Here is a 24,683-nt window from a genome sequence, read left to right as displayed (position 1 = left end):
ATATTATTGAGTTTAAGAAAAGAAATAGCTTATTAAATATTCTATAAATTAATGAAAAAATTAGATGTTGTGAGAGGAGATTAGATTTGATTAAAAAGATAAACAGAGGTTATTCTTTAATAATTGTATTTAGTGCTGTCTTAATTATTTCTTTATATTATTTAGATAAATACATAAATGATAAATTAGAATCGCAACTAATAACATCCCTTAATGATGTATCAAATCAAAATATAAAATTAATTCAAAATGAAATAGAGAATAAATTAAGTATATTAAGTAGTTTAGCAAATGACTTTAAGGGTTATACAGAAGAAGAATTAAAAAATAGTGTAGAGAGATTAAATAGTATAAATGAAAGTTTTAATTTTAGAGAGCTTTCAATAGCATTACCAAATGGAATTGCTTATATAAATACAGGGAAGATATTTGATGTATCTAAAAGAGATTATTTTCAAGAAAGTATTAATGGAAATAGATATGTAAGTGATAGAATAATAGATCAAGAAGATAAGTCAGATGTAAATGTATATAGTGTACCTATTTTTAATGATGATTCAAGCGAAGTAATAGGAATACTTTTTGCAAGTTATGATACTGAGTATTTTATTAAATTACTTCAAGTAAGCTCTTTTGAAGGAAATGGATATTCTTATATAATTAACTCAAAAGGGGATATAATAACAGATTCAAATAAAAGTGGAAAGATTTATCAAGAAAATTTATTTGATTTATTAGCCAATAGTAGTGAAACATCTGAAGATAAGAGATTAAATTATGATGCTGTAGCAGCTGTTAAAAAAGGTATAAATAATAATGATAATAAAATATATGTAGAGTATAAGTATAATGAATATAAAAAAGCCATATTTGAATTTTTGGATGTAAATGATTGGTGGTTAGTCACAGTTGTACCAAATGAAATTATTAGTAATAGAATATATCCTATTATTAATAGCGTTCATATTATAACTATATTTGTAACTTTTTCTGCTTTTGCTGCTATTATATACATAATAAATAGAGATAAAAAGGCAAAAGAAAATTTAACAAAAGTTGCATATATAGACAGCTTTACTGGATTATATAATAAAAATTATTTGAAAGAAAAATTAAATTATAGATATTTAAAAAGAAAAGATTTAAAGAGTGCCTTAGTAGTATTGAATGTTAGGAACTTTAAGTTAATAAACGAATTATATGGGTTAGAAACTGGAGATTCTTTAATAAAAAAAATAGCACTTCTATTAAAGGAAGATAAAAAAGAAAAAGAAATAGTTGCACATAATAATGCTGATGAATTTGTAGCATTATATTTTTATAAAAGTAAAGAAGAATTAGAAAAAAGATTAAAGAATATAAGCGATAAAATAAAAAATATTACTTATAATGAGAATAAAATGTTTTTAGAAGTATACATTGGTATTTGTGAAGTAATAGATTTTAAAAATGGATTTGAAAAGCTATATAATTATGCGAGTATTGCTAAAAATACATCTAAAAGGAATAGGGATAACTCTTTCACATATTACAATAAGCAACTTGCAAAGAATGAATTAAGTGAGAAAAAATTAGAAAATGAAATAAAGGAAGGAATTTTAAATAAGGAATTTAAAGCTTGGTTCCAACCTAAATATGATTGTAATACTAAGGAAATTGTTGGTTGTGAAGCTTTAGCTAGATGGTATAAAAAAGATGGTAAAGTTTATTTTCCTAATGAATTTATAGAAATAAGTGAAAGTAGAGGATTTATAAAAGAAATTGATAAGCTTCTTTTTGAAGATGTTTGTATGAATATAAAGGAATGGAAAAGAAGAGGGATTAAAGTAGTTCCAGTATCTATAAATGTTTCTCGTGCGTATTTAAATAATACAGAAATTGTATATGATTTAAGAGAAATATTAAATAAATATAGTATATCACCTGAATATATTCAGATAGAAATAACTGAAAGTAGCTTAGTTAAAAATGAAGAAATGTTAAATAAAATAATAAATGAAATGCATAGATGTGGTTTTCAAGTATCATTAGATGATTTTGGAGTTGGATATTCATCATTAAATTCGATAAGTAAATTAAAATTTGATACTTTAAAAATTGATAAAAGTTTTGTAGATGCAATAGGAACTATAAGTGGAAATTACATATTAAAATATTCAATTGAATTAGGTAAAAACTTAGGGATGGAAGTATTAGTAGAAGGTGTGGAGAATGAAGAACAATATCAATTTTTAAAGAAAAATAACTGTAATACCATTCAAGGGTATTATTTCTCAAAGCCTCTTGATAAAAATAGCTTCGAAAAATTATTAGAAACTTAATATTTATATAAGCTGAGGTGGAAGTTTTGGAAAAAATAATTTTGAAAAAAATTGTTTTAATAATTATTAGTATATTTACAATAGGTTTTTTAATTAGTTCAGCAATTATTTTATACATGAGAAGTAATTCAGTAGAAAAAGATTTATTAGAAATGATCTCTCAAATAGAAATTTCAAATGAGCAAATTCAAGTCAATTTAGAGGATAATCTTAAACTGTTTAAAGAAGATTATTTAAATAGAACATACGCAATAGATTATATTTTAAGTAATAATAAAGAAAATTTAAATAAAGAAGCTCTAAATGAAATAAAAGATTTAATGAAAGTAGATGAAATTCATGTTGTAGATAATAATGGAATAGTGGTATTTAGTAGTGAAGAAGAATCAATTGGAATTGATCTTTTAAAATCTAAGGAAGGTTATTCTTTTTGGAATTTAATAAAGAATAATGATGAAAATGAAAATATAGTTCAATTAAATGCTACTAAAATACTAGATGGAACAGAAAAAATATATATAGGTGTAAAGTCAAGCTTAGAAGAATACTCTATTGTACAGATAGCGCTAGATAAAGAAGTGCTAGATGATTGGCTTAGAGAATATTCTTTAAAGTATGTTATTGATAATACACCAACTGTTTATGAAAAAGCTATATTTTTAGTAAATAAAGAAACAGGTGTTTTAGAAAGTATTACAAAAAATAATGAACAAGAAATAAATATTAAAAATGTAAATAGTAATGAGGAGTTTGTTAATAAATTATATAGTTTAACAGATGGAGAAATTGTAAAAATTAATGATAAATATAGATATGTAAAAACTAAAATTTTAAATGACTATATTATAGGTTCATATGTAGATATAGATAGAGTTTACAAAGTAATAGTTTTACAAATATTGTTTTTTACTTTAATTTTAATAATTGTTTTAGGTTCTATGATATATATATTTAAAAATTCAATTAAAAAATATATATTAAAAGATATAGATAATATAAGAGAAACTATAAGAAAGTTAATGGATGGAGATTATTTAGTAGAGTTTAGTACTAAATATGATACAGAATTAAAAGATATAACTCATATACTAAATGATTGGAAGGCTAGTTATAAATATAAATCTGAAAGAATGTCTAGACTTATGTCTACCATAAATTCGCAAAGTGCTATTTTTGAATGTTTATATGTGATAAATAGAAATTTCTTTTCAGATAATATTAAAGAAATTTTAGGGATTGATGATGAAAATTGGAGAGAGATTTCAAAAACACCTAAAAGCTTTGAGAAGTACATAAGATCAATTGAAAATAATAATGGAATAGTAAATATAAATAATAGATTCTTAAAAATCATTTCTTTTAAAAGAGAAGATGAATTTTATGGAATGATAATAGATAAAACCGATGATGAAGAATTTAAAAACAAAATAAAAAAAGATTCTGAAACGGATGTTTTAACAAATTTGTTAAATAGAAGTGGATTAGAAAATAGAGTTAAAAATATTTTTGAAGATGATAATGAAAATGGAATTTTAATAATATTTGATTTAGATAACTTTAAGTTAGTTAATGATGATTTGGGACATCCAGTTGGAGATGAAGTTTTAAAAATATTTTCAAGATGTTTAGAAGAATGCTTTAGAAAAAATGATATTATTTCAAGGATAGGTGGAGATGAGTTTATAGTATTTATAAATAATAATATAGAAATAAATAATTTAACAAATAAGCTTAACTATCTATTAAATAATATTAGAAAAGAATTAAAGCTTTATTATGAAAAATATAAATTATCAACAAGTATAGGAGTAGCATATAGATCAGATGAGTTTAACACATATGATAAATTATATAAAGAAGCTGATAAAGCCTTATACGAAGCAAAGAGATTAGGAAAAAATAGATTTTATATAATGTAATTTGATTAGAGGTAAGTTATGGATAGTAAAAAAATAAAAACTAGTTTATATAAAGTAGCTTTCTTAGGATTAATTTTATCTATAATAGTTTTATATATTGGAATATTAATAGGCAATTATTATGATGAAGCAAAGTATAATGCTAGAAAAGGTAGCTTATACACTAAGGCAGAAGCTTATAAAATCCAAATACAAAGACAAATAGATGCAGATATACAAGCTTTATACTCTGTTTCAAACTTTTTTACTAAAATAGATTTTAATAATTTAGATGATTTATATAAAAACTTATATAAGGCAAATAAACAAAATCATTTTATGGTTATGTTCGCTATAAATAAGGATGGAATAGGTGTAAAAAGTTTAATAAATAAAGATGAATTTATAAATGTAAATATAAATGATATACAAGAAGAAATACAAAAAATTAATAATAAAAGTTTAAATGGAGAATGGGCTATGTCTGATGTCTTTTACTCAGATACTGTAAATGGATATGTAGTAGCTCTTTCAGTTCCAGTTTATGATGAAGATGAAGTTTGTGGGACAATAATAGCTTATGATACTATAGATCAATTTAATAGTACTTTAAGTGTATCTATTAAAACAGATGACCAAGAAGATTATGTTAATATGATAGATAGTTCCGGTAACTTTATAGTTAGAAGTAAAGATAGATTATACTCAGGAAATTCAGATTCAATTTATAATATGGATTTAAAGATATTAAATGAATGGGAAGTTAAAGAAGCATTAAGTAATGGAGAAGATTATTATTCATTATTTGACTTAGATGGCATTCAATATGCTATATATTTTAAGGCTTTAGATTATGATGATTGGTATATATATTTAATAAATGAAACAGAATATAAAAACCTATATATGGTTAAGTTCTCCAATATTACAAAGATTATATTTGGATTTATTATAGCTATAATTATATTTTTTACCCTAATAATAAGATATATATTAGAAAAGAATTATAAGGTATTAACAAATTTAGCATATTATGATGAATTAACTGGAGCCTATAAATCAAATAAGTTTAGGGAAATATGTGAAGAAGCTTTAAAGACTAACAAAGATTATTCAATTATTGCTTTTAATATAAAAGGATTTAAATTTATAAACAATATATTTGGTGAAAAGTGGTCAGATGAATTTTTAATATATATAAAAGCGGTTTTAGATAAGAATACTAATAAAAATGAATATTTCTGTCGTGATGGTTCAGATCAATTCTTTATTTTCATGAAATCTATAGATAAAAATGAAATTATGACAAGAGTAGATAAAATAAAGGATGAAATAAAAGAATTTTTGAATATAAAAAATCAAAGCTATGATATAGGTATATATGGAGGTATATGTAGTTATATAGATTTAGAAAATAAGGAAAATCCATATAAGTCTATGTTAGATAATGCATTATTTATAATGAAAGAAGAAAAAAATAAAGGCTTTATTTTCTATGATGAATCTGTATTTAAGAAAAGATATAGACAGAATTTTATAGAAAATAATATGCAATTTGCCTTGGATAATAATGAGTTTAAAATGTTTTTACAGCCTAAGGTAGATTTAAAAACTAATAAAATATCTTCAGCAGAAGTATTAGTTAGATGGATTAGAAATGATGGAACAACTATATACCCTAATGAATTTATACCACTTTTTGAACAAAATGGATTCTGTGAAAAGTTAGATATGTATATGTTTGAAGAAGCTTGTAGGAAGCTTAAGGAGCTAAGAGATAAAGGAGTAAAGGATATTTCTATATCAATAAATCAGTCTAAGCTTTTATTTTATAGGGCTGATTATATAGAAAGAATATCTTCTATAACAGAAAAATATGGAGTTCCAAACTCTATGATTATACTAGAAATAATTGAAGGATTAACAATAGATAACTTTGAAAAATTTAATAGAACTATAGATAAGTTACATAAAAAAGGATTTAGAGTATCTATGGATGATTTTGGCTCAGGATATTCAGCTTTTAATACTCTTAGTAGACTTGAAATTGATGAACTTAAAATTGATAGAGACTTTCTTATAAAAATGGAAAATGATAAAGAAAAACAAAAAATTATATTAGAAAGTATTATATTATTAGCTAAAAAATTAAATATAACGACTGTTATAGAAGGAGTAGAAAATAAGGAACTTCTAGATTTTATAAATAGATTAGGCTGCGATATGGCACAAGGATATTACTTTAGCAAACCTCTAAGCGAAGAGGATTTTGATAATAAGTATATTAAGTAAAAATATATTATTTAAAATTAAATTTTTAATACAATAGTTCTTATATAATTTTAGTTGGGAGAGAATAATTGTGGAAAGAAATGGAGTCAGTGATTTAGATAGTGTATTTAAAAATCTAATGATTGATGAAATGTACATAAGAAAAGTTGAAATAGATATTTTATCTTTAGACTTAATAGAAGGTAAAAGAATCTTAAAAGAAATAATAAATTTTACAAAAGAAAATAACTTAAAATATGCATATGCATGGTCAATTTTTAATATTGGTAAATTATACAATCAAGAAGAAGCCTATGAATGTGCAGATATGATATTTAAGGAAGCCTATGATGTTTTTGAGGAAAACAATGATATTAATGGAGTTTTATCTGCAATAGGAGGCTTTATAGCTACTAAATGTATGATGCAAAAGTATAAGGAAGCTATAGAGTGGGGAATAAAGGGAATTGATATGGCAGAAAAGCATAAAAATATAGAGAGGCTTTTAGCTATAAAGGGAAATATATCTAAGCTTTATATGGAAATTGAGCAATATGACAAAGCTTTAGAAGTATTGATAGAAACGGATGAAATACCTTTAGTTGGGAATATATCTAATAGAATGGTACTTAATATTAATAGAGTAACCTGTGAAATAGAGGAAAATAAGTTAGATAAAGCTTTGCAAAATTTAGAATCTATAAAAAGTTATGTAGATAATATACCGATATTTAATGTGAAATGGTTAATAGAGAAAAGTAAGATAAGTGCAAGACAAGGTAAATTAAAAGAAGCTGAAAATGAAATTTTAAAAGCCTTCGATATATCGGAAGAACTTAATTTATATGAAATTATAGATGAAGTTAAAATATATTTATCTGATATTTATTTTTATAAAAAAGAGTATTATAAAGTAATAGATATTTTAAAAAGTATAGAAAAAAATATTGAAAGAAGTAATATATTAAGACTTAGAACTAAATTATATAATGATTTAAATATTTCATATAAAGAAATTAATGATTATAAAAATGCATATAATTACTTTGAAAAGTATGTAAGTCTTAAGGATGAAATTAAAAATATTCAAAATACTACAGAGGTGAGTCTCTTAGATGCAAAGAAAGAATATATGAGTAAAAAGGATTATAAGCTTTTATATGAAGAAAATAAACTAATGCTAGAAATAGGTAAAAAGATAATTTCTAGTATTACTCTTGGTGATATATTTAAGGTAATATCTAGAGAAATAAATAAAGTAATTAAGCATGATGGTATTGAGATAGTAGCATATGATAATAAAAGTAAAAGCTATAAAATTGAATTAGCTATTGAAGAAAATAATGTTGTAGAACTTAAAGAATCAAAAATACTTGATGATACTTTAATTAAATATAGTATAGATAATAAGGAAGAAATCATAATTAATGATATATTTAAAGAATATTATCACTATATAAAAGATATAGAAAGATATAACAAATTTGTAGCTGAAAGATATCCTAAGTGGAAAAACGAAAGTAATTCAAATTCAGCAATGATAATTCCTATTATTATAAAAAATAATGTTATAGGCTGTATAAGTGTTTACTCTTATGAAAGTAATGCTTATGCAATGAAGGATTTAGTTAGATTTAAAATATTATCTGCTTACATAGGGATAGCATTAGAAAATTCTAAATTATATAAGGAAGTTGAATATAATGCAAATTATGATGCTTTAACTAATATATATAATAGAAGAAGAAGTATTTATAAGATAAATAAAATAAGAAATAATATAGATAAAATAAGTGGAAAATATTATTTAGCTATGATAGATATAGATAACTTTAAAAAGATAAATGATGTATATGGTCATAATGCTGGTGATAAAATACTTGTAGAAGTAAGTAAGCTAATAAAAGAAAATATAGATAAAAAAGATATTTTGGGAAGATATGGTGGAGAAGAATTTATATTAGTATTTGACGGTAAAAATGATTATATAAAAATATTAGAAGATATAAGAATTAAAATAGAAAACTTAAAAATAAAATATCAGGATAGTTTAATTAGTGTTACGGTAAGTATAGGTGTAGAAGAATTATATGATAGTAGCAGAACATTAGAAGAAAATGTATCTATAGCTGATAAGAAATTATATAAAGCTAAGAACACTACTAAAAATTTAGTTGTATATTAAATTTAGAGTGAGGTGTTTATTTGGAAAAATTAATTTTAAGAAGAATTAAATTAATGATTATGAGTATATTTATATTCATTTTTTGTGTTGGATCAATAAGTATTTTTATAGTTAAAAATAAGTCCATTGATAAAGATTTAATGGATATGATTTCTCAAATCCAAAATACATATAAAGAAAATAAATTAAATATAGAATTAACTAAAGAATTTTTTAAAGATGATTATTTCAATAGAGCTTATGCAGTAGATTATATTTTGAATAATAATCCAGAAGAAAATTTAAATAATGAATCTTTAAAAAAAATAAAAAGATTAATGGAAGTAGAGTCTATACATATTGTAGATAAAAATGGGATTGTAGTATTAAGTAGTGATGATCCATCAATAGGACTTGATTTATTAAATTCTAAAGAATCTGCTGCATTTTGTGATTTGATAAAAGGAATAGAAGAGGATGGAAAGGTAATTCAACTAGATGGTATAAGTATATCAAGTGGAGAAAAGAAGATATATGTGGGGGTTAAATCAAGCTTACCGGAATACTCCTTTATACAAATAGCATTAGATAGATCTGTTTTTGATGATTTAATAAAGATGTATTCTATAGAATATATTGTTAATAATACTCCAAGCGCTTATGAAAAAACTCTTTTTGTTGTAGATAAGGATAGTGGAGTTTTAAGAGCAATTACAAAAAATAATGAACAAACCGTAGAATTTGAAAATATAAGTAATAATGAAGAGTTTAGAAATAAATTATATGAATTAACTGTTGGAGATATTATAAAAGTTAACAATAAATATAAATATATAAAAACAAAAATTATAGATAATTATATTATAGGAGCCCATATAGATTTATATTCAGCATATAAAGTTCTATTATTAGACATATCTATTTTAATAATAGGATTAATAATAGGATTTTCATTAATAATTATTATAGTTAAAGTATCACTTAAAAACTATGTTTTAGATGATGTTTTTAATATAGAAAAAAATATAGAAGAATTAATTAAAGGAAAATATAGTGTGGAATTTAATACAAAATATAATACTGAATTAAGAAAAATAAGTAATGTATTAAATCGTTGGAAGGATACTTATAAATATAAAGATGAGAGAATGTCTAGAATTATGTCTGCAATAAACACACATAGTGCAGTATTTGAATGTTTATATGGAATAAATAAAAATTTCTTTTCTGATAATATTCAAAAAATATTAGGTCTAGATGATAAGGTATGGAAAGAGATTTGTAAATCTCCAAGGGATTTTGAAAGGTATATTAATTCTTTAGAAAATAGAGATGGAATAGTTCAAATAAATAATAAATTTTTGAAAATAGTTTCATTTAAAAAAGAAAATGAGTTTTATGGAATGATAATAGATAAAACAAATGATGAAGAAGTTAAAAGTAAAATAAAGAAAGAATCTGAAACAGATGCATTAACTAAATTATTAAATAGAAACGGACTAGAGAATAGAATTAAAAATATTTTTAATGATAATAAAGAATGTGCATTAATTATTTTTGATTTAGATAATTTTAAAAGAGTTAATGATGAATTAGGACATCCTGTAGGAGATGAGGTTTTAAAAATATTTTCTAATTGTTTGCTTAATTCCTTTAGAAAAAATGATATTATATCAAGAATTGGTGGGGATGAATTTATAGTTCTAATAAATAAACATATAAGTATAGATATTTTATCAATAAAGTTAGATGAGTTATTAAATAAAATTAGAGCAAATTTACATTTTTATTATGAAAATTATGGGCTATCTACAAGTATAGGAGTAGCTTATAAAAATGAAAAAAATAATACTTATGAAAAATTATATGAAGAAGCTGATAATGCATTATATAAAGCAAAAAATTTAGGTAAAGACAGGTTTTATATAAAAAAAGAAGAGTAACTTAGTAATTTTGATTAAAAAAATGAATACTTAGAAATATATTTATTATAGGAGAAAATAAAATTTATGTATAATAAAAAGGTAAAATTAAATTTATACAAAATGTTTTTTGTTACAATTTTGTTATCTATGGGAATTTTATTTATAGGAACAGGGATAATTAAATATATAGATTACGCACGTTACGATACAGTTAGAAACACTTTAAGTAGTAAAGTAGAAGCTTACAAAATGCAAATAGAAATGCAAATAAATTCAGATATACAAATCTTAAATACTGTTTCAAGTTTTTTAAGAGTACAAAATTCTAGAGATTTAAATGATTTAGGTGATATTTTACATAAATCAAATAAGAAGAATCATTTTATAGGAATGTATAGTATTTATACAGATGGAACAGTTATAGAAAGTATTATAACTAAAAGTGAGGCAAGTTACATTAGGGTAGATGAGATACAACCTGAAATTAGAGAAATATATGAAAGAAGCCTTAATGGAGAAATAGTAGTATCAGATGCATTTTATGTGGATTATTTAAAATCTAATGTAGTTGCAGTTGGGATTCCTATATATGATGAAAAGGAAGAGGATATAGGTGGTGCACTTATAGCTTATGACACTTCAGATCAATTTAATGAAAACTTAAGTATTTCTATTAAGTCAGATAAAGAGAAAGATCTTGTAAATATTATAAAATCTAATGGAGCTTTTATAGTGAGATCCAATGAGAGATTAGATGAAACAGAAGCAAATTCTATTTATAATATGGGAATAAAATTATTAGATGAAAATGAAGTTAAATCTGCTCTAGAAAATAGAGAAGATTATTATTCCATGTTTAACTTAGATGATAGTAATTATGGAGTATATTTTAAGCAGTTAAGCTATAATAATTGGTATTTATTTTTAGTAAATTCTATTAACATAAAAGATGATTATATGAATAAAATACTAAATATAACAAGAGGAATGTTTATATTCATTGTAGCAATAATTTCATTATTTATTTTTCTAGCATACTTTATGTTGAAAAAGAGTAATAATTTGTTGGCGAAATTAGCATATTATGATGAATTAACGGGAGCATATAATGCAAATGAGTTTAGAAATAAGTGTGAAGAAGCCTTAAAGACAGAAAATAATTATTCTATAGTTGTTTTTAATATTAAAAAGTTTAAATTTATAAATAGTATATTTGGTGAGAAGTGGTGCGATGAATTACTATGTTATATTAAAGATGCTTTAGAAAAGAATACATATAATAATGAATATTATTGTAGAGAAAGTGCAGATCAATTCTTTATATTAATAAAATCTACAAATAAGAATGAAATTATGGAGAGAATTGATAAAATAAAGAGTGAAATTCAAGAATTTCCTAAAATTAAAAATCAAAATTGTGAAATAACTATATATGGTGGAATATGCAATTATATAAAGTTAGATGATGCATCAAAAATATATAAAACTATGTTAGATAATGCATTATTTATAATGAAAGAAAATAATGAAAATAAGACAAGCTTTATTTTTTATGATGATAACATTTATAAAAAAATATATAAACAAAATTACATAGAAAATAATATGCAAAGTTCTTTAGATAATAATGAGTTTAGATTATTTTTACAGCCAAAGGTTGATCCAAAAATAAATAAAGTAATTGGAGCTGAAGCTCTTGTTAGATGGATAAAGGATGATGGTACAGTTATTTATCCAAATGAGTTTATACCTTTATTTGAGAAAAATGGATTTTGTGAAAAGTTAGATTTATATATGATAGAAAAAGCTTGTCAAAAGATAAGAAGTTGGATAGATAACAATAAAGAAGCTATTCCTATTTCTATAAATCAGTCTAAATTAACTTTTTATAAGGCTGATTATATAGAATCTATATGCAAAATAACAGAAAAATATAATGTTCCTAATTCATTTATAGTATTAGAGATTTTAGAAGGTTTAGCTCTAGATAATATTAGTGATTTCAATAATACTATAGAAAAACTACATAAAAAGGGATTTAGAGTGTCTATGGATGACTTTGGAAGTCAATATTCATCGCTAAATACCTTAAGTAAATTAAAAATAGATGAAATAAAGATAGATGGAGAATTTCTTCTAAAATTAGAAAAAGATAAAGAACACAAAGATAAGCAAAAAATAATATTAAGAAATATAATCAAGTTAGCTAGAGAATTAAACTTACAAACTGTAGTAGAAGGTGTAGAAGATGAATGTCATTTAGAATTTATAAATGACTTAGGCTATGATATGGCTCAAGGATATTATTTTAGTAAGCCTATAGATGAAAAATCCTTCGATGCTAAATATATGAGTTAGAAGAAAGATAGCAATCCTTAATTTATGGATTGCTATCTTTCTTTAGAAATTATATCTATGGACAAGTTGTGGATAATTGTATTAGAGTAGTAAAATTCGTAGTGTAAGAAATAGAGCTTTTATAATTTCCTTCCTTCAGTTTGGAAGTGTTAAAGTATCATAGCAAGGTGACTTGGAGCGCATGCGACGGAGCAAGGAATATAATGTTTATTTCTTTTTTTATAATGAAAAATTAAGAATGAAGAATGCTTAGAAATCTTATTCTAATGTGTTATAATTTATATAGAAAATTATGTAAGGATTTATTATATGAATATAAAAGAGGTTTTAGAGAATACTCCAATAATAGCTGCAGTTAAAAATGCTGAAAAACATATTTTAAATGAAAGCGATACCATAGAAATACTACCAGGAGTTATACCAAAGGTTATTGAAACTCTTTCATCAATGTCTAAAAAACCTATTATTGTAGGCGGACTTATAGAAACCAAAAATGAAGTTATACAAGCTTTAAATTCAGGAGCAACCTGTATTTCTACTACAGATGAAACAATTTGGAATATTTAAAAGCGGGAGGTACATTAAGTGGGGAAGTATATAGTAGCTTTAGATCAAGGAACAACAAGTTCAAGGGCAATACTTTTTGATAAGGATCAAAATATATTAGCAATAAGTCAAAAGGCAATAACTCAAATATATCCTAAAGAAGGATGGGTTGAACATAATCCAATGGAAATATGGGCAAGTCAATATGGAGTTCTTCAAGAGGTTATAGCAAAAACCAATATACTTCAAGAAGAAATTGCAGCTATAGGAATTACAAATCAAAGAGAAACAACAATAGTATGGGATAAAAATACTGGGGAGCCTATTTATAATGCTATTGTTTGGCAATGTAGAAGAACCTCGAGCACAATAGATAAATTAAAAGAAGAGGGATATGAAGATTATATAAGAGAAGTTACTGGATTAATTCCAGATGCCTATTTTTCAGGGACTAAAATAAAATGGATATTAGATAATGTTGAAGGTGCAAGAGAAAAAGCTGATAAAGGGGATTTGCTTTTTGGTACTGTAGATACATGGCTTCTTTGGAAGCTAACAAATGGTGCCGTTCATGTTACAGATTACACAAATGCATCTAGAACTATGCTTTATAATATAAAAGAGTTATGTTGGGATGAAAAACTTTTAAATATATTAGATATACCAAAATCAATGTTACCAGAAGTTAAAAATTCATCAGAAGTATATGGATACACTGTTCTAGGGGGAAATGGAAGAGGAGAAGTAAGGATACCAATAGCAGGAATTGCAGGGGATCAGCAAGCAGCTTTATTTGGACAAACTTGTTTTAATAAAGGTGATGTTAAAAACACTTATGGTACAGGGTGTTTTTTACTTATGAATACAGGAGAAGAACTTATTAGGAGTAAAAAGGGACTTTTAACAACTATAGCAATTGGAATAGATAATAAAATTCAATATGCCCTAGAAGGTTCAGTTTTTGTTGGAGGAGCTGTAATTCAATGGATTAGAGATGAATTACAACTTGTTGATGATTCAGCTGATACTGAATACTTTGCACAAAAGGTAGAAAATAATGGTGGAGTATACGTAGTTCCAGCCTTTGTAGGACTTGGTGCACCATATTGGGATCAATATGCAAGAGGTGCTATATTAGGATTAACAAGAGGATCTAATAGAAATCATATAATAAGAGCAGCACTAGAATCTATAGCATATCAATCAAAGGATGTTTTAGAAACAATGGAAAAAGAAGTAGGGTCAAAAATAAAAGCATTAAAAGTAGATGGTGGAGCAAGTAGAAACGGATTTTTAATGAAGTTCCAAGCAGATATAATAAATGCAGAAGTAAGAAGACCTATAATTACAGAAACAACAGCCCTTGGAGCAGCCTACTTAGCAGGTCTAGCTATAGGATTTTGGAAAGATAAAGAAGAACTATCACAAAATTGGTATGAAGGCGAAAAATTCATTCCAACTATGAGCGAAGAAGAAAAAAATAAAATTTGCTTAGGATGGAAAAAAGCAGTTACAAGAAGTTTATCCTGGGAAGAAAAATAAATTATACACAAATATGGTTATTAATGGTATAATATAGATAATGGGAAAAAATAATTTATTAAAGTGCTGTTAGAGAATTAGAGTCAAGCACAAAATAAAGGTAATACCTTTATTTTGTCTTGGCTCTTTTTAAGTTAAAAATTAAAAATGTAGAATGTAAAATTTATGATGTTTTGCAAAGCAAAACTTAAATTTAATTGGTGCGAAGCACCTTCTATTTAAAAATCCTTTGGATTTTTTTCCTTAATTTTTAATTTTTCATTCTTAATTTTTCATTAAAACTGGAGGTTTTATAAATGTATGATGTAGTAATAATCGGTGCTGGTGTAATAGGTACATCAATTTTTAGGGAGTTAACTAAATATAATGTAAAAGTTGCTATAGTTGAAAAGGAAAATGATGTTTCAATGGGGACTTCAAAGGCTAATTCTGCAATTATTCATGCTGGATATGATCCAAAGGCAGGAACTTTGATGGCAAAGTTTAATGTTAAGGGAAATGAAATGTTTGGGGATATATGTGATGAATTAGATGTTCCATTTAAAAGAAATGGTTCTTTAGTTTTAGCTTTTGACGATGAAGAATTAGAGGCTGTAAAAAAACTTTATGAAAATGGAAATAAAATTGGAGTTAAGGGTTTAAGAATTTTAAATAGAGAAGAAGTTAAAGAATTAGAAGAAAACGTGTCTGATAATGTATTAGGAGCATTATATGCACCAACTGGTGGTATTGTTGGAGTTATGGAATACACTATTGCTTTAGCTGAAAATAGTGTTTTAAATGGTGGGAAAATATTTTTAAATTCTGAAGTTGTAAAAATAGAAAAGGATGATACTTTTAAAATTACAACTAGTAAAAACGGAGTTATTGAAGGGAAATATATAGTAAATGCAGCAGGAGTTTATTCAGATGCTATTCATAATTTAATATGTAAAGAAAGTTTTAAGATAATTCCAAGAAGAGGAGAATATTTTGTGATGGATAAATCTCAAGGAAAATTATTTACCAATACAGTATTTCAATGTCCAACAACTCTTGGAAAAGGAATATTAGTAACTCCAACAGTACATGGAAATTTAATTGTTGGACCTAATGCAGAAGATATATATGATAAGGACGCTGTAAATACAACGTCAGAAGGACTAGATTATGTAATAGAAACTACTAAGAAAACAACTGAAAATATTAATTTTAGAGAAAGTATAAGAAATTTTGCAGGTCTTAGAGCAATACCTGATACAGGAGATTTTATAATAGGAGAAGATAAAGATGTAAAAGGCTTTGTTGATGTTGCAGGAATGAAATCACCTGGATTATCTGCTGCACCTGCTATTGCAATAGAAGTAGTTAAAATTCTTCAAATCATAGGATTATCTAATGAAGAAAATAAAAATTTTAATGGAAATAGAAAGAGAATAATTTTTAATGAATTATCAAGAAAAGAAAAAGAAGAGCTTATAAAGAAAAATCCATCTTACGGGAAAATAGTTTGTAGATGTGAAAATATAACAGAAGGAGAAATTGTAGATGCTATAAAAAACTCTTTTGGAAGTATAACGGTAGATGGAGTAAAGAGAAGATGTAGACCAGGAATGGGAAGATGCCAAGGTGGATTCTGTGGTCCAAGAGTAGTAGAAATTATAGCAAGAGAATTGAACAAAGATTATACAGAGGTTGCTCAAGAAAAAGAAGGCTCTTACATTTTATTAGATAGAACAAAATAGGAGGAATTTTAATTATGAAATATGATTTAGTTGTAATTGGTGGAGGACCAGCTGGGCTTGCAGCAGCATACGAAGCTTATAATAATGGAGTAGAAAAAGTTCTTATTATAGAAAGAGATATGGAGCTTGGAGGAATATTAAATCAATGTATACACAATGGCTTTGGGCTTCACACTTTTAAGGAAGAATTAACAGGGCCAGAATATGCACAAAGATTTATTAATATGATAAAAGAAACAAATATAGAAGTTATGTTAAATGCCATGGTATTAGATATTGAAAAAAATAAAACAGTTCATGTTATAAATTCAGAAGATGGATATATGGAAATTCAAGCAAAGGCAATAATTCTATCCATGGGATGTAGGGAAAGAACTAGAGGAGCTATTAATATTCCGGGAGATAGACCATCAGGTATATTTAATGCAGGATCTGCTCAAAGATATATAAATATTGAAGGATATATGCCAGGAAAAGAAGTTGTTATATTAGGATCTGGAGATATTGGACTTATAATGGCAAGGAGAATGAGTTTAGAAGGTGCAAAGGTTAAAGCAGTAGTAGAGCTTATGCCTTATTCAAATGGATTAAATAGAAATATTGTTCAATGCTTAGATGATTATGATATTCCATTATATTTATCTCATACTGTTATAGATGTTAAAGGAAAAGAAAGATTAGAAAAGGTTGTTATAGCAAAGGTAGATGAAAAAAGAAAACCTATAAAGGGAACAGAAATAGAGTTTGATTGTGACACTCTTTTATTATCAGTAGGTTTAATACCAGAAAATGAATTATCAAATAAAGTTGGTATAATAGGAGATAAAAGAACAAATGGACTTATAGTCAATGAAAGTATGGAAACTTCAATAGAAGGAATATTTGCCTGTGGGAATGTTGTTCATGTTCACGATTTAGTAGATTTTGTTACTGAAGAAGCAAAACAAGCAGGATATTCAGCAGCTAAATATATAAAAGATACTTTGGTTAGAGGAGAAGATATTAATATTATAAATGGAAAAAATATAAATTATACAGTGCCTCAAAAAGTATCTATAGAAGGAATTGAAGATAAACTAAGAATATTTATGAGAGTAAATAATGTTTATAAAGATAAGGATATTACAGTTAAAAATGAAGATAAAGTTATAGCTAAATTTAAAAGAAAACATTTAGCTCCATCTGAAATGGAACAAATTCTTTTAAATAAAAGTATTTTAGAAAACTTAAGTGGCGCTATAGTTATATCTTTAGAGGATGGTGAGTAATATGATTAAAGAATTAATATGTATAAGTTGCCCTATGGGATGCCATTTAAAAGTAGATACAGATAAATTAGAGGTTACAGGTAATACCTGCAAAAGAGGAAAAATTTATGGAATAAATGAAGTAACAAATCCAGTTAGAGTAGTGACAACTACAGTTAAAATAGAAGGTGGAGAGCATACTGTTTTACCAGTAAAAACAAAGATGCCAATACCAAAAGATTTAAATTTTAAATGTATAGAAGAATTAAATAAAATAACAGTTAAATCTCCAATTAAGATGGGCGATGTTATTATTGAAAATATCCTAGATACAGGAGTAGATGTAATAGCAACTAGAGATCTTTAAGAGATTTTAAATACATTAATTTTTAAGTGTTAAAATATCATATCCAGGTTCCGCCTTACAGCTCCAAGTCACCTTGCTATGATATTTTCAACACTTCTTGCAAAGAATTTAAAATAAAAATTTTAAAAGTCCTCTCTTAAACGTATTTAAGTAAATGATAATAAAAACTTAAATATAAAAGGAGAGGATTTTTATGTCTTTAATACAAAAACTTATTTCAGAGGATAAATATAACTTGAAATGTCCCTATACAATGAAGCCAAAGGGTATATGCATTCACAATACTGAAAATGATGCAAAAGCACAAAATGAAATTTCTTATATGCAAAATAATCAAAGCTCTACATCTTTTCATATAGCTATAGATGATAATGAGTCAATTCTTGGAATACCCCTTAATAGAAATACTTGGCATGCAGGTGATGGAGAAAATGGGGATGGAAATAGAAACTATATTTCAGTAGAAATTTGTTATTCAAAATCAGGAGGAGAAAGATTTAATAAGGCTGAAATGAGAGCAGCTAAAGAAGTAGCTAAATTATTAAAAGAGTATGGATGGACAATAAATAATATAAAAAAACATCAAGATTTTAGCAGAAAATATTGTCCGCATAGAACTTTAGATTTAGGGTGGCAAAGGTTCTTAAATTTAATTCAAACAGAACTTAATAACTTTAATAATATAGTGGAATTATATAGAGTAAGAAAAACCTTTGAAGATGCAAAATCACAAATTGGAGCTTTTAGCATTCTTGAAAATGCAAAGAGATGTTCAGATATGAATAAAGGATATAGTGTATTTAATAGTAATGGAACTAAAATTTATCCCTAAAACACTTAACATTTTTTATTTTTTAGAAATTATAAAAAATTTACCATGTGAATAATATTTTTATAATTTCTTTCCTTCAGTTTGCAAAGAGATAAACATTGTATGACGTCGACTTGGAGCGTATGCGACGGAGTAAGGAATATAATGTTTATCTCTTTTTTTGTTTTTAAATTGAAAAAAAGAGCATAATATAAAAGAATAAAATTTCTTTATTAATTTATACCAATATACAAAAAGCTATATTTAATTAAAAAAATTTTATTATATAATTCAAAATATGCTATAATATAGTAGAATTTATAGGCTTAGAAATAATCTGCAAAATTCCAAGAAAGATTCGGAGGTTTAAATGATGAATAAAGGTTTAAGATTAGATTTATCTAAAGTAGAACCATATGTTAAGATTGAACAAGAACTTAGCAATATGGAAGCAATGGTAAAGTGTGCACATGACACTCTTACAAATGGTACAGGTGCTGGTAATGACTTTTTAGGATGGTTAGATTTACCTGTAAACTATGATAAAGATGAATTTGAAAGAATAAAAAATGCAGCAGAAAAAATAAAGAAAAATTCCGATGCTTTAATAGTTATAGGTATAGGTGGATCATACTTAGGACCAAGAGCTGCTATAGAAATGTTAAATAGCAATTTCTATAATGTTTTAAAGAAAGATCAAAGAGATACTCCACAAGTATTCTTTGTTGGAAATAATATTAGTTCAACATATTTAGCTGATCTTTTAGATGCAATAGAAGGTTTAGACATAAGTGTAAATGTTATATCTAAATCAGGTACTACTACAGAACCTGCTATAGCATTTAGAGTATTCAAAGACTATATGGAAAAGAAATATGGTGTAGATGGAGCTAAGGAAAGAATTTTTGCAACTACTGACAAGAGTAGAGGAGCATTAAAATCATTAGCTGATGAAATGGGATATGAAACATTTGTTATTCCAGATGATGTTGGAGGAAGATTCTCAGTATTAACTGCAGTTGGTTTATTACCAATAGCTGTAGCTGGAATTAGCATAGATGAAATGATGCAAGGAGCTGCTGATGCAAGAGAAGCATATGCAACTGATGATTTCAAAAATAACGATTGCTACAAATATGCAGCAATGAGAAATATCCTATACAATAAGGGTAAAAATGTAGAAATATTAGTTAACTACGAACCAGGTTTACACTACTTCAATGAATGGTGGAAACAATTATACGGAGAATCAGAAGGAAAAGATCAAAAAGGTATTTTCCCTGCAGCAGTTGATTTTTCAACAGATTTACACTCAATGGGTCAATTTATCCAAGAGGGTACTAGAATGATGTTTGAAACTGTTCTTAATGTAGAAAAAGCAAAGAGAGAAGTTTTAATAGAAGAAGTTGAAGGAAACTTAGATGGATTAAACTTCTTAGCTGGAAAAACTATAGATTTTGTTAACAAACAAGCATTCAATGGAACTTTATTAGCTCACAATGATGGTGGAGTTCCTAACATGGTATTAAATATTCCAGAGCTTAGCCCATATTACTTTGGATATATGGTATACTTCTTTGAAAAAGCTTGTGGTATAAGTGGATACTTATTAGGAGTAAACCCATTTGACCAACCAGGAGTTGAAGCATACAAGAAAAACATGTTTGCTTTACTTGGAAAACCAGGTTTTGAAGATTTAAAAGCTGAGTTAGAAGCTAAATTAAAATAATAATGAGAATTATAGTAGATGGAGATGCCTGTCCAGGTATCTCCATTATTGAAAATATAGCAAAAAAATATGGGCTTGAATTAATTGTATTTTGTGATATTCATCATTACATAAGGCTAGATTATGGTGAAGTTAAAGTTGTAGATAGTGGATTTCAAAGTGTAGATATGTATGTAGTTAATATATGCAAGGAAAAAGACATAGTTATAAGTCAAGATTATGGAGTTGCAGCTATTGCTTTAGGTAAAAAAGCCTTTGTTATAAATCCAAAGGGATATTATTATAATGAAGAAAATATTGATAGATTATTAGAAGAAAGACATATATCTCAAAAAATAAGACGTGCAGGTGGAAGAACGAACAATCCTAAAAAAAGGACAAAAGAAGACGACTTAAGGTTAGAAAAAAACTTAATAAAGATAATAGAATGTAATATAAGAGAATAAACTGTAGAAATATAAAATACGGTTTATTCTTTTTTCTTTATACAGATGACAAATTTCGTTTTATATTTCATTATGGTGAAGGTATAATAATATTAGGGAACATTGAGAAAAAATAGGGTGTGAGGTTGTGAGAAAAATGATTTTAACTTTTGATAAAAAAAGTCCATCCAAAGTAGATGAAGATATTAGTATAAAGGCTATTTGTGAAGAAAATGATAATTTAGAATATAAATTTTTTCAAGGAGCTCAAGGAGAGAGAAATTTAGTGTGGAAGCAAATTCGTGATTTTTCAGGAGAAAATGAATGTATTTGGAAGCCTAAAGAACCTGGAGAATATATGTTGATGGTACAAGCTGTAGATAATAGTAGTGGAAGTACAGAAACAATTAGAGCAACATATGAGATAAAGGGCATAGAAGAAAAAGATTCAATAGAATGTAAGAATACAGTAAATAAGTTAATAAAAAATGTAATTATAGATAAAACAAGCTTAATAGTAGGAGAAAAAATAAATTTAGAGGTTCTTGCTTCAGAAGAGGAAGAGGTTTTATTATATAGATTTTGGATTAATGGTAAACAAGGTTGGGAGCCTTTAAAAGATTACAGTACAGAAAATAAGTTAACTTATACAACAACAGAAGTAGGAGATGGAGAAGTATTGATTGAGTGCAAAAGACCATCTTCATCTGATAATGTAGATGATTTTACTACAGTAAGATTTAAAGTTAAAGAGCAGCCTATTATTGAAATTAATTCATTTGTTTGTATGACAGAAAATATATTAGTAGGTGAAGAGCTTGTTTTTAAAGTTGGAGTTAATTACGAAAAAAGTAGAACTATTCTATATAAATTTTTAAAAGTAGATTTAAATGGAAGAATATCCTGTATTCAAGATTATTCAACTAAAAATATAGTTTCTATAAGTGAAAAAGAAAAAGGGAAATATAAAATATTATGTTGTGTAAGAGATATATTTTCTAATAAAGCCTATGATGATAGGGCTGCTATCATATATGTAGTTAAACCTTATGAAGAAATTAAAATAAGAAGCTTTTCTTCAGAATTAAGCTCACCTCAACTTTCTGGAAATACAATACCCTTTAAAACATCTGTAATTGGAGGCAATGAAATTCTTTATAGGTATATAGTTGAAGGACCTGTTGCAGAGGACACTGGCTATATTAGATCAAGGAATTTTAATTGGGAAAGCAAAATTGAAGGTGATTATAAAGTTATCTTAATGGCTAAGGATATATCTTTTGAAGGTGATTATGAAGATATAAGTGGATTAAACTTTAAAATTGAAAAAAAGGGAGAAAAGCCTGTAAGAATAATAGAAATTAATCCAAGTAAGACTAGAGGTTGTATAAAGGGAGAGCCAATTAATTTAAAGGTTAAGGCTGAAGGTGGAACAGATCTTAAGTATTCATTTATAGTATATAAAGATGGTGTTGAAAAAGAAAGAAGCAATTATGGAGTAACTAATTGGGTTAACTTTACTCCAGAAGATAGTGGTGAGTATCAAGTAGAAGTAAGAATAATTGATAAATATTCATCTAGAGAATACGATGCTCATGATTATATATTCTTTAAAGTTAAGGACTACGAACAAGCAGAAATAGATTATGTTTTATTACAAGGAAAAGAATATTATTTAGTAGGAGATACGATAGAGTTTGAAATTATTGCACAAAATACAAAAAACATATTATTAAGATATGTAACTAAAATTAATGGACATGAAATTGAAGATACAGGTTTTATAAAAAATAAGTATATAAAGGTAAAACCTAAATGTTCAGGAAAATATACTTTTGAAATTTATGCAAAAAATATATTATGCAAAGAAGATTATGATGTAAAAAAAGAAATTTCAGTTTATGTAAATGAAGCAACTCCAGTAACTAATACTAAAATAAATATAGATAGAGATAAAATAATTGAAGGACAAGAAGTAACTTTTGAAGTATCAAGTGAAGGTGGAAAAGAAGTTTGTTATGAATTTTATATAATGGAGAAGGGGAATTGGGTTAGAGTTCAAAACTATAGTAGAAAAAACTATTATACATTTCTCCCATTTACAAGTGGTAATTATAGAATTTTAGTTTTAAGTAAAAGTTATTATAAAAAAGTTAATTATGAAGACTATGCAGATTTAGAATTTGAAGTTAGGACTTAAGAAATACATTTTTTATTCGAAATTTATAATAAATGTATTAGGATATATAAATGTACTATTTAAAATAAATAGTACATTTTACTTGAGAGTGAGGGAAAGTTTTTGGATATTTCTAACATAGAAAATTTTCTAGGATTAACAATAGAGAAAGAGATATTAAAAAAAGCAATTGGAGATGGAGCAGAATTTGATTTAGTATATGAAGCTATGTTAAATAGTCAGATGGAGAATATAAAATCAGATAATGAAAATAGTGAGGAAAGTATATTTACAAGTAAAGGATACGGACAAAGTCTTGAAAATATTCCATTAAAAATAAGAAAAGAGGAAATACAAACAGGAGAATTACTATTAGAAACTATAAGCGACGATAGTTATAATAGTAGTATTAGTACTTTAAATAATAATTTAGATACGTATTCTTTAGAAGACACTTCTGTTAGTGTGGAAGATATATATAGTACTGTTGATAAGTATTGTAATAAATATGGTGTGGATAAAAATTTAGTTTTAGCTATAATTAAGCAGGAATCGAATTTTAATCCAAATGCAGTTTCATCAGCAGGAGCAAAGGGACTTATGCAAATAATGGATTTTAATTTAGAATCCTATGGAGTAAATGATCCTTTTGATATTGATGAAAATATTGAAGCTGGTGTTAAACATATTAAATCTTACTTAGATATGTATGATGGAAATGTTGAGATGGCATTAATGGCTTATAATGCAGGACCGGGGACAGTTCAAAGAAGAGGGGTTACCTCTTTGAATGATTTATATAAAATGCCAGCAGAAACACAAAATTATGTGGCAAAAATAATGAAACAACTAAAATAGGAGAGAATTATCAAAAGAAATGGCATTATATATACTATATTTTGGTATATTTAAGAATTTATTAAATTTTAGAGAAAATTATACTCAAAATATTTGGTTTGCAAATAAATATAGAAAGAAAAGTATCTACTAAATTAACAATTATAATACTATATATTTATTTACAAAGGATGTTTTGTATAGATTATAAGAAAATAAAAAATATAACTAGAAATAAAATTTCTAGTTATATTTTTTATTACAGTTTGTTGAAAAACCCCTGTTTAAAAAAACAGAGGTTTTTTTTCTATTTTAAATTGTGGATAAATTTAATATTAA

Annotated in this window: 16 protein-coding genes; all 16 read left to right on the top strand. The window is 25.6% G+C overall.

Annotated elements, in window-relative coordinates:
• Window positions 1–86 precede the first annotated feature (86 nt).
• The 16 genes from H9660_RS12490 (at window position 87) to H9660_RS12415 (ending at window position 24,365) form a co-directional block, all read left to right on the top strand.
• Complete coding sequence (locus tag H9660_RS12490; protein ID WP_191750714.1) at window positions 87–2,321, top strand: bifunctional diguanylate cyclase/phosphodiesterase; 2,235 nt, start codon at window positions 87–89, stop codon at window positions 2,319–2,321.
• Window positions 2,322–2,347: 26 nt separating this feature from the next.
• A complete protein-coding gene (locus tag H9660_RS12485; protein WP_191750713.1) occupies window positions 2,348–4,240 on the top strand; it encodes a GGDEF domain-containing protein in 1,893 nt (630 codons plus the stop codon).
• Window positions 4,241–4,258: 18 nt separating this feature from the next.
• Entirely contained in the window at window positions 4,259–6,511 is a 2,253-nt protein-coding gene (locus H9660_RS12480) for a bifunctional diguanylate cyclase/phosphodiesterase (RefSeq protein WP_191750712.1), read from the top strand.
• Window positions 6,512–6,581: 70 nt separating this feature from the next.
• Window positions 6,582–8,675 (top strand): diguanylate cyclase, encoded by a 2,094-nt coding sequence (locus H9660_RS16615; RefSeq protein WP_191750711.1) that lies wholly within the window; start codon window positions 6,582–6,584, stop codon window positions 8,673–8,675.
• A gap of 20 nt (window positions 8,676–8,695) precedes the next feature.
• Window positions 8,696–10,597, top strand: a complete 1,902-nt coding sequence (locus H9660_RS12470; RefSeq protein WP_191750710.1) for a GGDEF domain-containing protein — start codon at window positions 8,696–8,698, stop codon at window positions 10,595–10,597.
• 66 nt (window positions 10,598–10,663) lie between these two features.
• Entirely contained in the window at window positions 10,664–12,937 is a 2,274-nt protein-coding gene (locus H9660_RS12465; protein WP_191750709.1) for an EAL domain-containing protein, read from the top strand.
• A 309-nt stretch (window positions 12,938–13,246) separates the two neighbouring features.
• Entirely contained in the window at window positions 13,247–13,504 is a 258-nt protein-coding gene (locus tag H9660_RS12460) for a glycerol-3-phosphate responsive antiterminator (protein WP_191750708.1), read from the top strand.
• An 18-nt stretch (window positions 13,505–13,522) separates the two neighbouring features.
• A complete protein-coding gene (gene glpK, locus H9660_RS12455; protein ID WP_191750707.1) occupies window positions 13,523–15,025 on the top strand; it encodes a glycerol kinase GlpK in 1,503 nt (500 codons plus the stop codon).
• Between the two features lie 296 nt (window positions 15,026–15,321).
• Complete coding sequence (locus tag H9660_RS12450; RefSeq protein WP_191750706.1) at window positions 15,322–16,749, top strand: NAD(P)/FAD-dependent oxidoreductase; 1,428 nt, start codon at window positions 15,322–15,324, stop codon at window positions 16,747–16,749.
• 14 nt (window positions 16,750–16,763) lie between these two features.
• Window positions 16,764–18,017 carry an NAD(P)/FAD-dependent oxidoreductase gene (locus tag H9660_RS12445; protein WP_191750705.1) on the top strand — a complete coding sequence of 418 codons (1,254 nt, stop codon included), beginning with the start codon at window positions 16,764–16,766 and terminating at the stop codon, window positions 18,015–18,017.
• Window position 18,018: 1 nt separating this feature from the next.
• Window positions 18,019–18,363, top strand: coding sequence for a DUF1667 domain-containing protein (locus H9660_RS12440; RefSeq protein WP_191750704.1), 345 nt, complete (start codon window positions 18,019–18,021; stop codon window positions 18,361–18,363).
• A gap of 193 nt (window positions 18,364–18,556) precedes the next feature.
• On the top strand, window positions 18,557–19,195 hold the full coding sequence (locus H9660_RS12435) for a peptidoglycan recognition protein family protein (protein WP_191750703.1): 639 nt from the start codon (window positions 18,557–18,559) through the stop codon (window positions 19,193–19,195).
• 352 nt (window positions 19,196–19,547) lie between these two features.
• Window positions 19,548–20,903: a glucose-6-phosphate isomerase gene (locus tag H9660_RS12430; protein WP_191750716.1), complete on the top strand. Its 1,356-nt coding sequence runs from the start codon at window positions 19,548–19,550 to the stop codon at window positions 20,901–20,903.
• Between the two features lie 2 nt (window positions 20,904–20,905).
• Window positions 20,906–21,349 carry a YaiI/YqxD family protein gene (locus H9660_RS12425; RefSeq protein ID WP_191750702.1) on the top strand — a complete coding sequence of 148 codons (444 nt, stop codon included), beginning with the start codon at window positions 20,906–20,908 and terminating at the stop codon, window positions 21,347–21,349.
• A 136-nt stretch (window positions 21,350–21,485) separates the two neighbouring features.
• The gene (locus H9660_RS12420) at window positions 21,486–23,528 is read left to right on the top strand and encodes a triple tyrosine motif-containing protein (RefSeq protein ID WP_207729471.1); all 2,043 of its coding nucleotides are present in this window, start codon (window positions 21,486–21,488) and stop codon (window positions 23,526–23,528) included.
• A 102-nt stretch (window positions 23,529–23,630) separates the two neighbouring features.
• Window positions 23,631–24,365 (top strand): lytic transglycosylase domain-containing protein, encoded by a 735-nt coding sequence (locus H9660_RS12415; RefSeq protein ID WP_243190660.1) that lies wholly within the window; start codon window positions 23,631–23,633, stop codon window positions 24,363–24,365.
• Window positions 24,366–24,683: the final 318 nt, after the last annotated feature.

This window comes from Clostridium gallinarum, assembly GCF_014836325.1.
Lineage (GTDB): Bacteria > Bacillota > Clostridia > Clostridiales > Clostridiaceae > Clostridium > Clostridium gallinarum.
The sequence above is the reverse complement of the archived record's forward strand: the minus strand, read 5'-3'. Positions and strand labels throughout refer to the sequence as shown.

Excerpts from the sequence above, each read along its gene's own strand:
- H9660_RS12480 (WP_191750712.1), top strand. The coding sequence starts at position 4,259 with ATGGATAGTAAAAAAATAAAAACTAGTTTATATAAAGTAGCTTTCTTA.
- H9660_RS12465 (WP_191750709.1), top strand. The coding sequence starts at position 10,664 with ATGTATAATAAAAAGGTAAAATTAAATTTATACAAAATGTTTTTTGTT.
- H9660_RS12460 (WP_191750708.1), top strand. The coding sequence starts at position 13,247 with ATGAATATAAAAGAGGTTTTAGAGAATACTCCAATAATAGCTGCAGTT.
- H9660_RS12450 (WP_191750706.1), top strand. The coding sequence starts at position 15,322 with ATGTATGATGTAGTAATAATCGGTGCTGGTGTAATAGGTACATCAATT.
- H9660_RS12445 (WP_191750705.1), top strand. The coding sequence starts at position 16,764 with ATGAAATATGATTTAGTTGTAATTGGTGGAGGACCAGCTGGGCTTGCA.
- H9660_RS12440 (WP_191750704.1), top strand. The coding sequence starts at position 18,019 with ATGATTAAAGAATTAATATGTATAAGTTGCCCTATGGGATGCCATTTA.
- H9660_RS12435 (WP_191750703.1), top strand. The coding sequence starts at position 18,557 with ATGTCTTTAATACAAAAACTTATTTCAGAGGATAAATATAACTTGAAA.
- H9660_RS12430 (WP_191750716.1), top strand. The coding sequence starts at position 19,548 with ATGAATAAAGGTTTAAGATTAGATTTATCTAAAGTAGAACCATATGTT.
- H9660_RS12425 (WP_191750702.1), top strand. The coding sequence starts at position 20,906 with ATGAGAATTATAGTAGATGGAGATGCCTGTCCAGGTATCTCCATTATT.
- H9660_RS12420 (WP_207729471.1), top strand. The coding sequence starts at position 21,486 with ATGATTTTAACTTTTGATAAAAAAAGTCCATCCAAAGTAGATGAAGAT.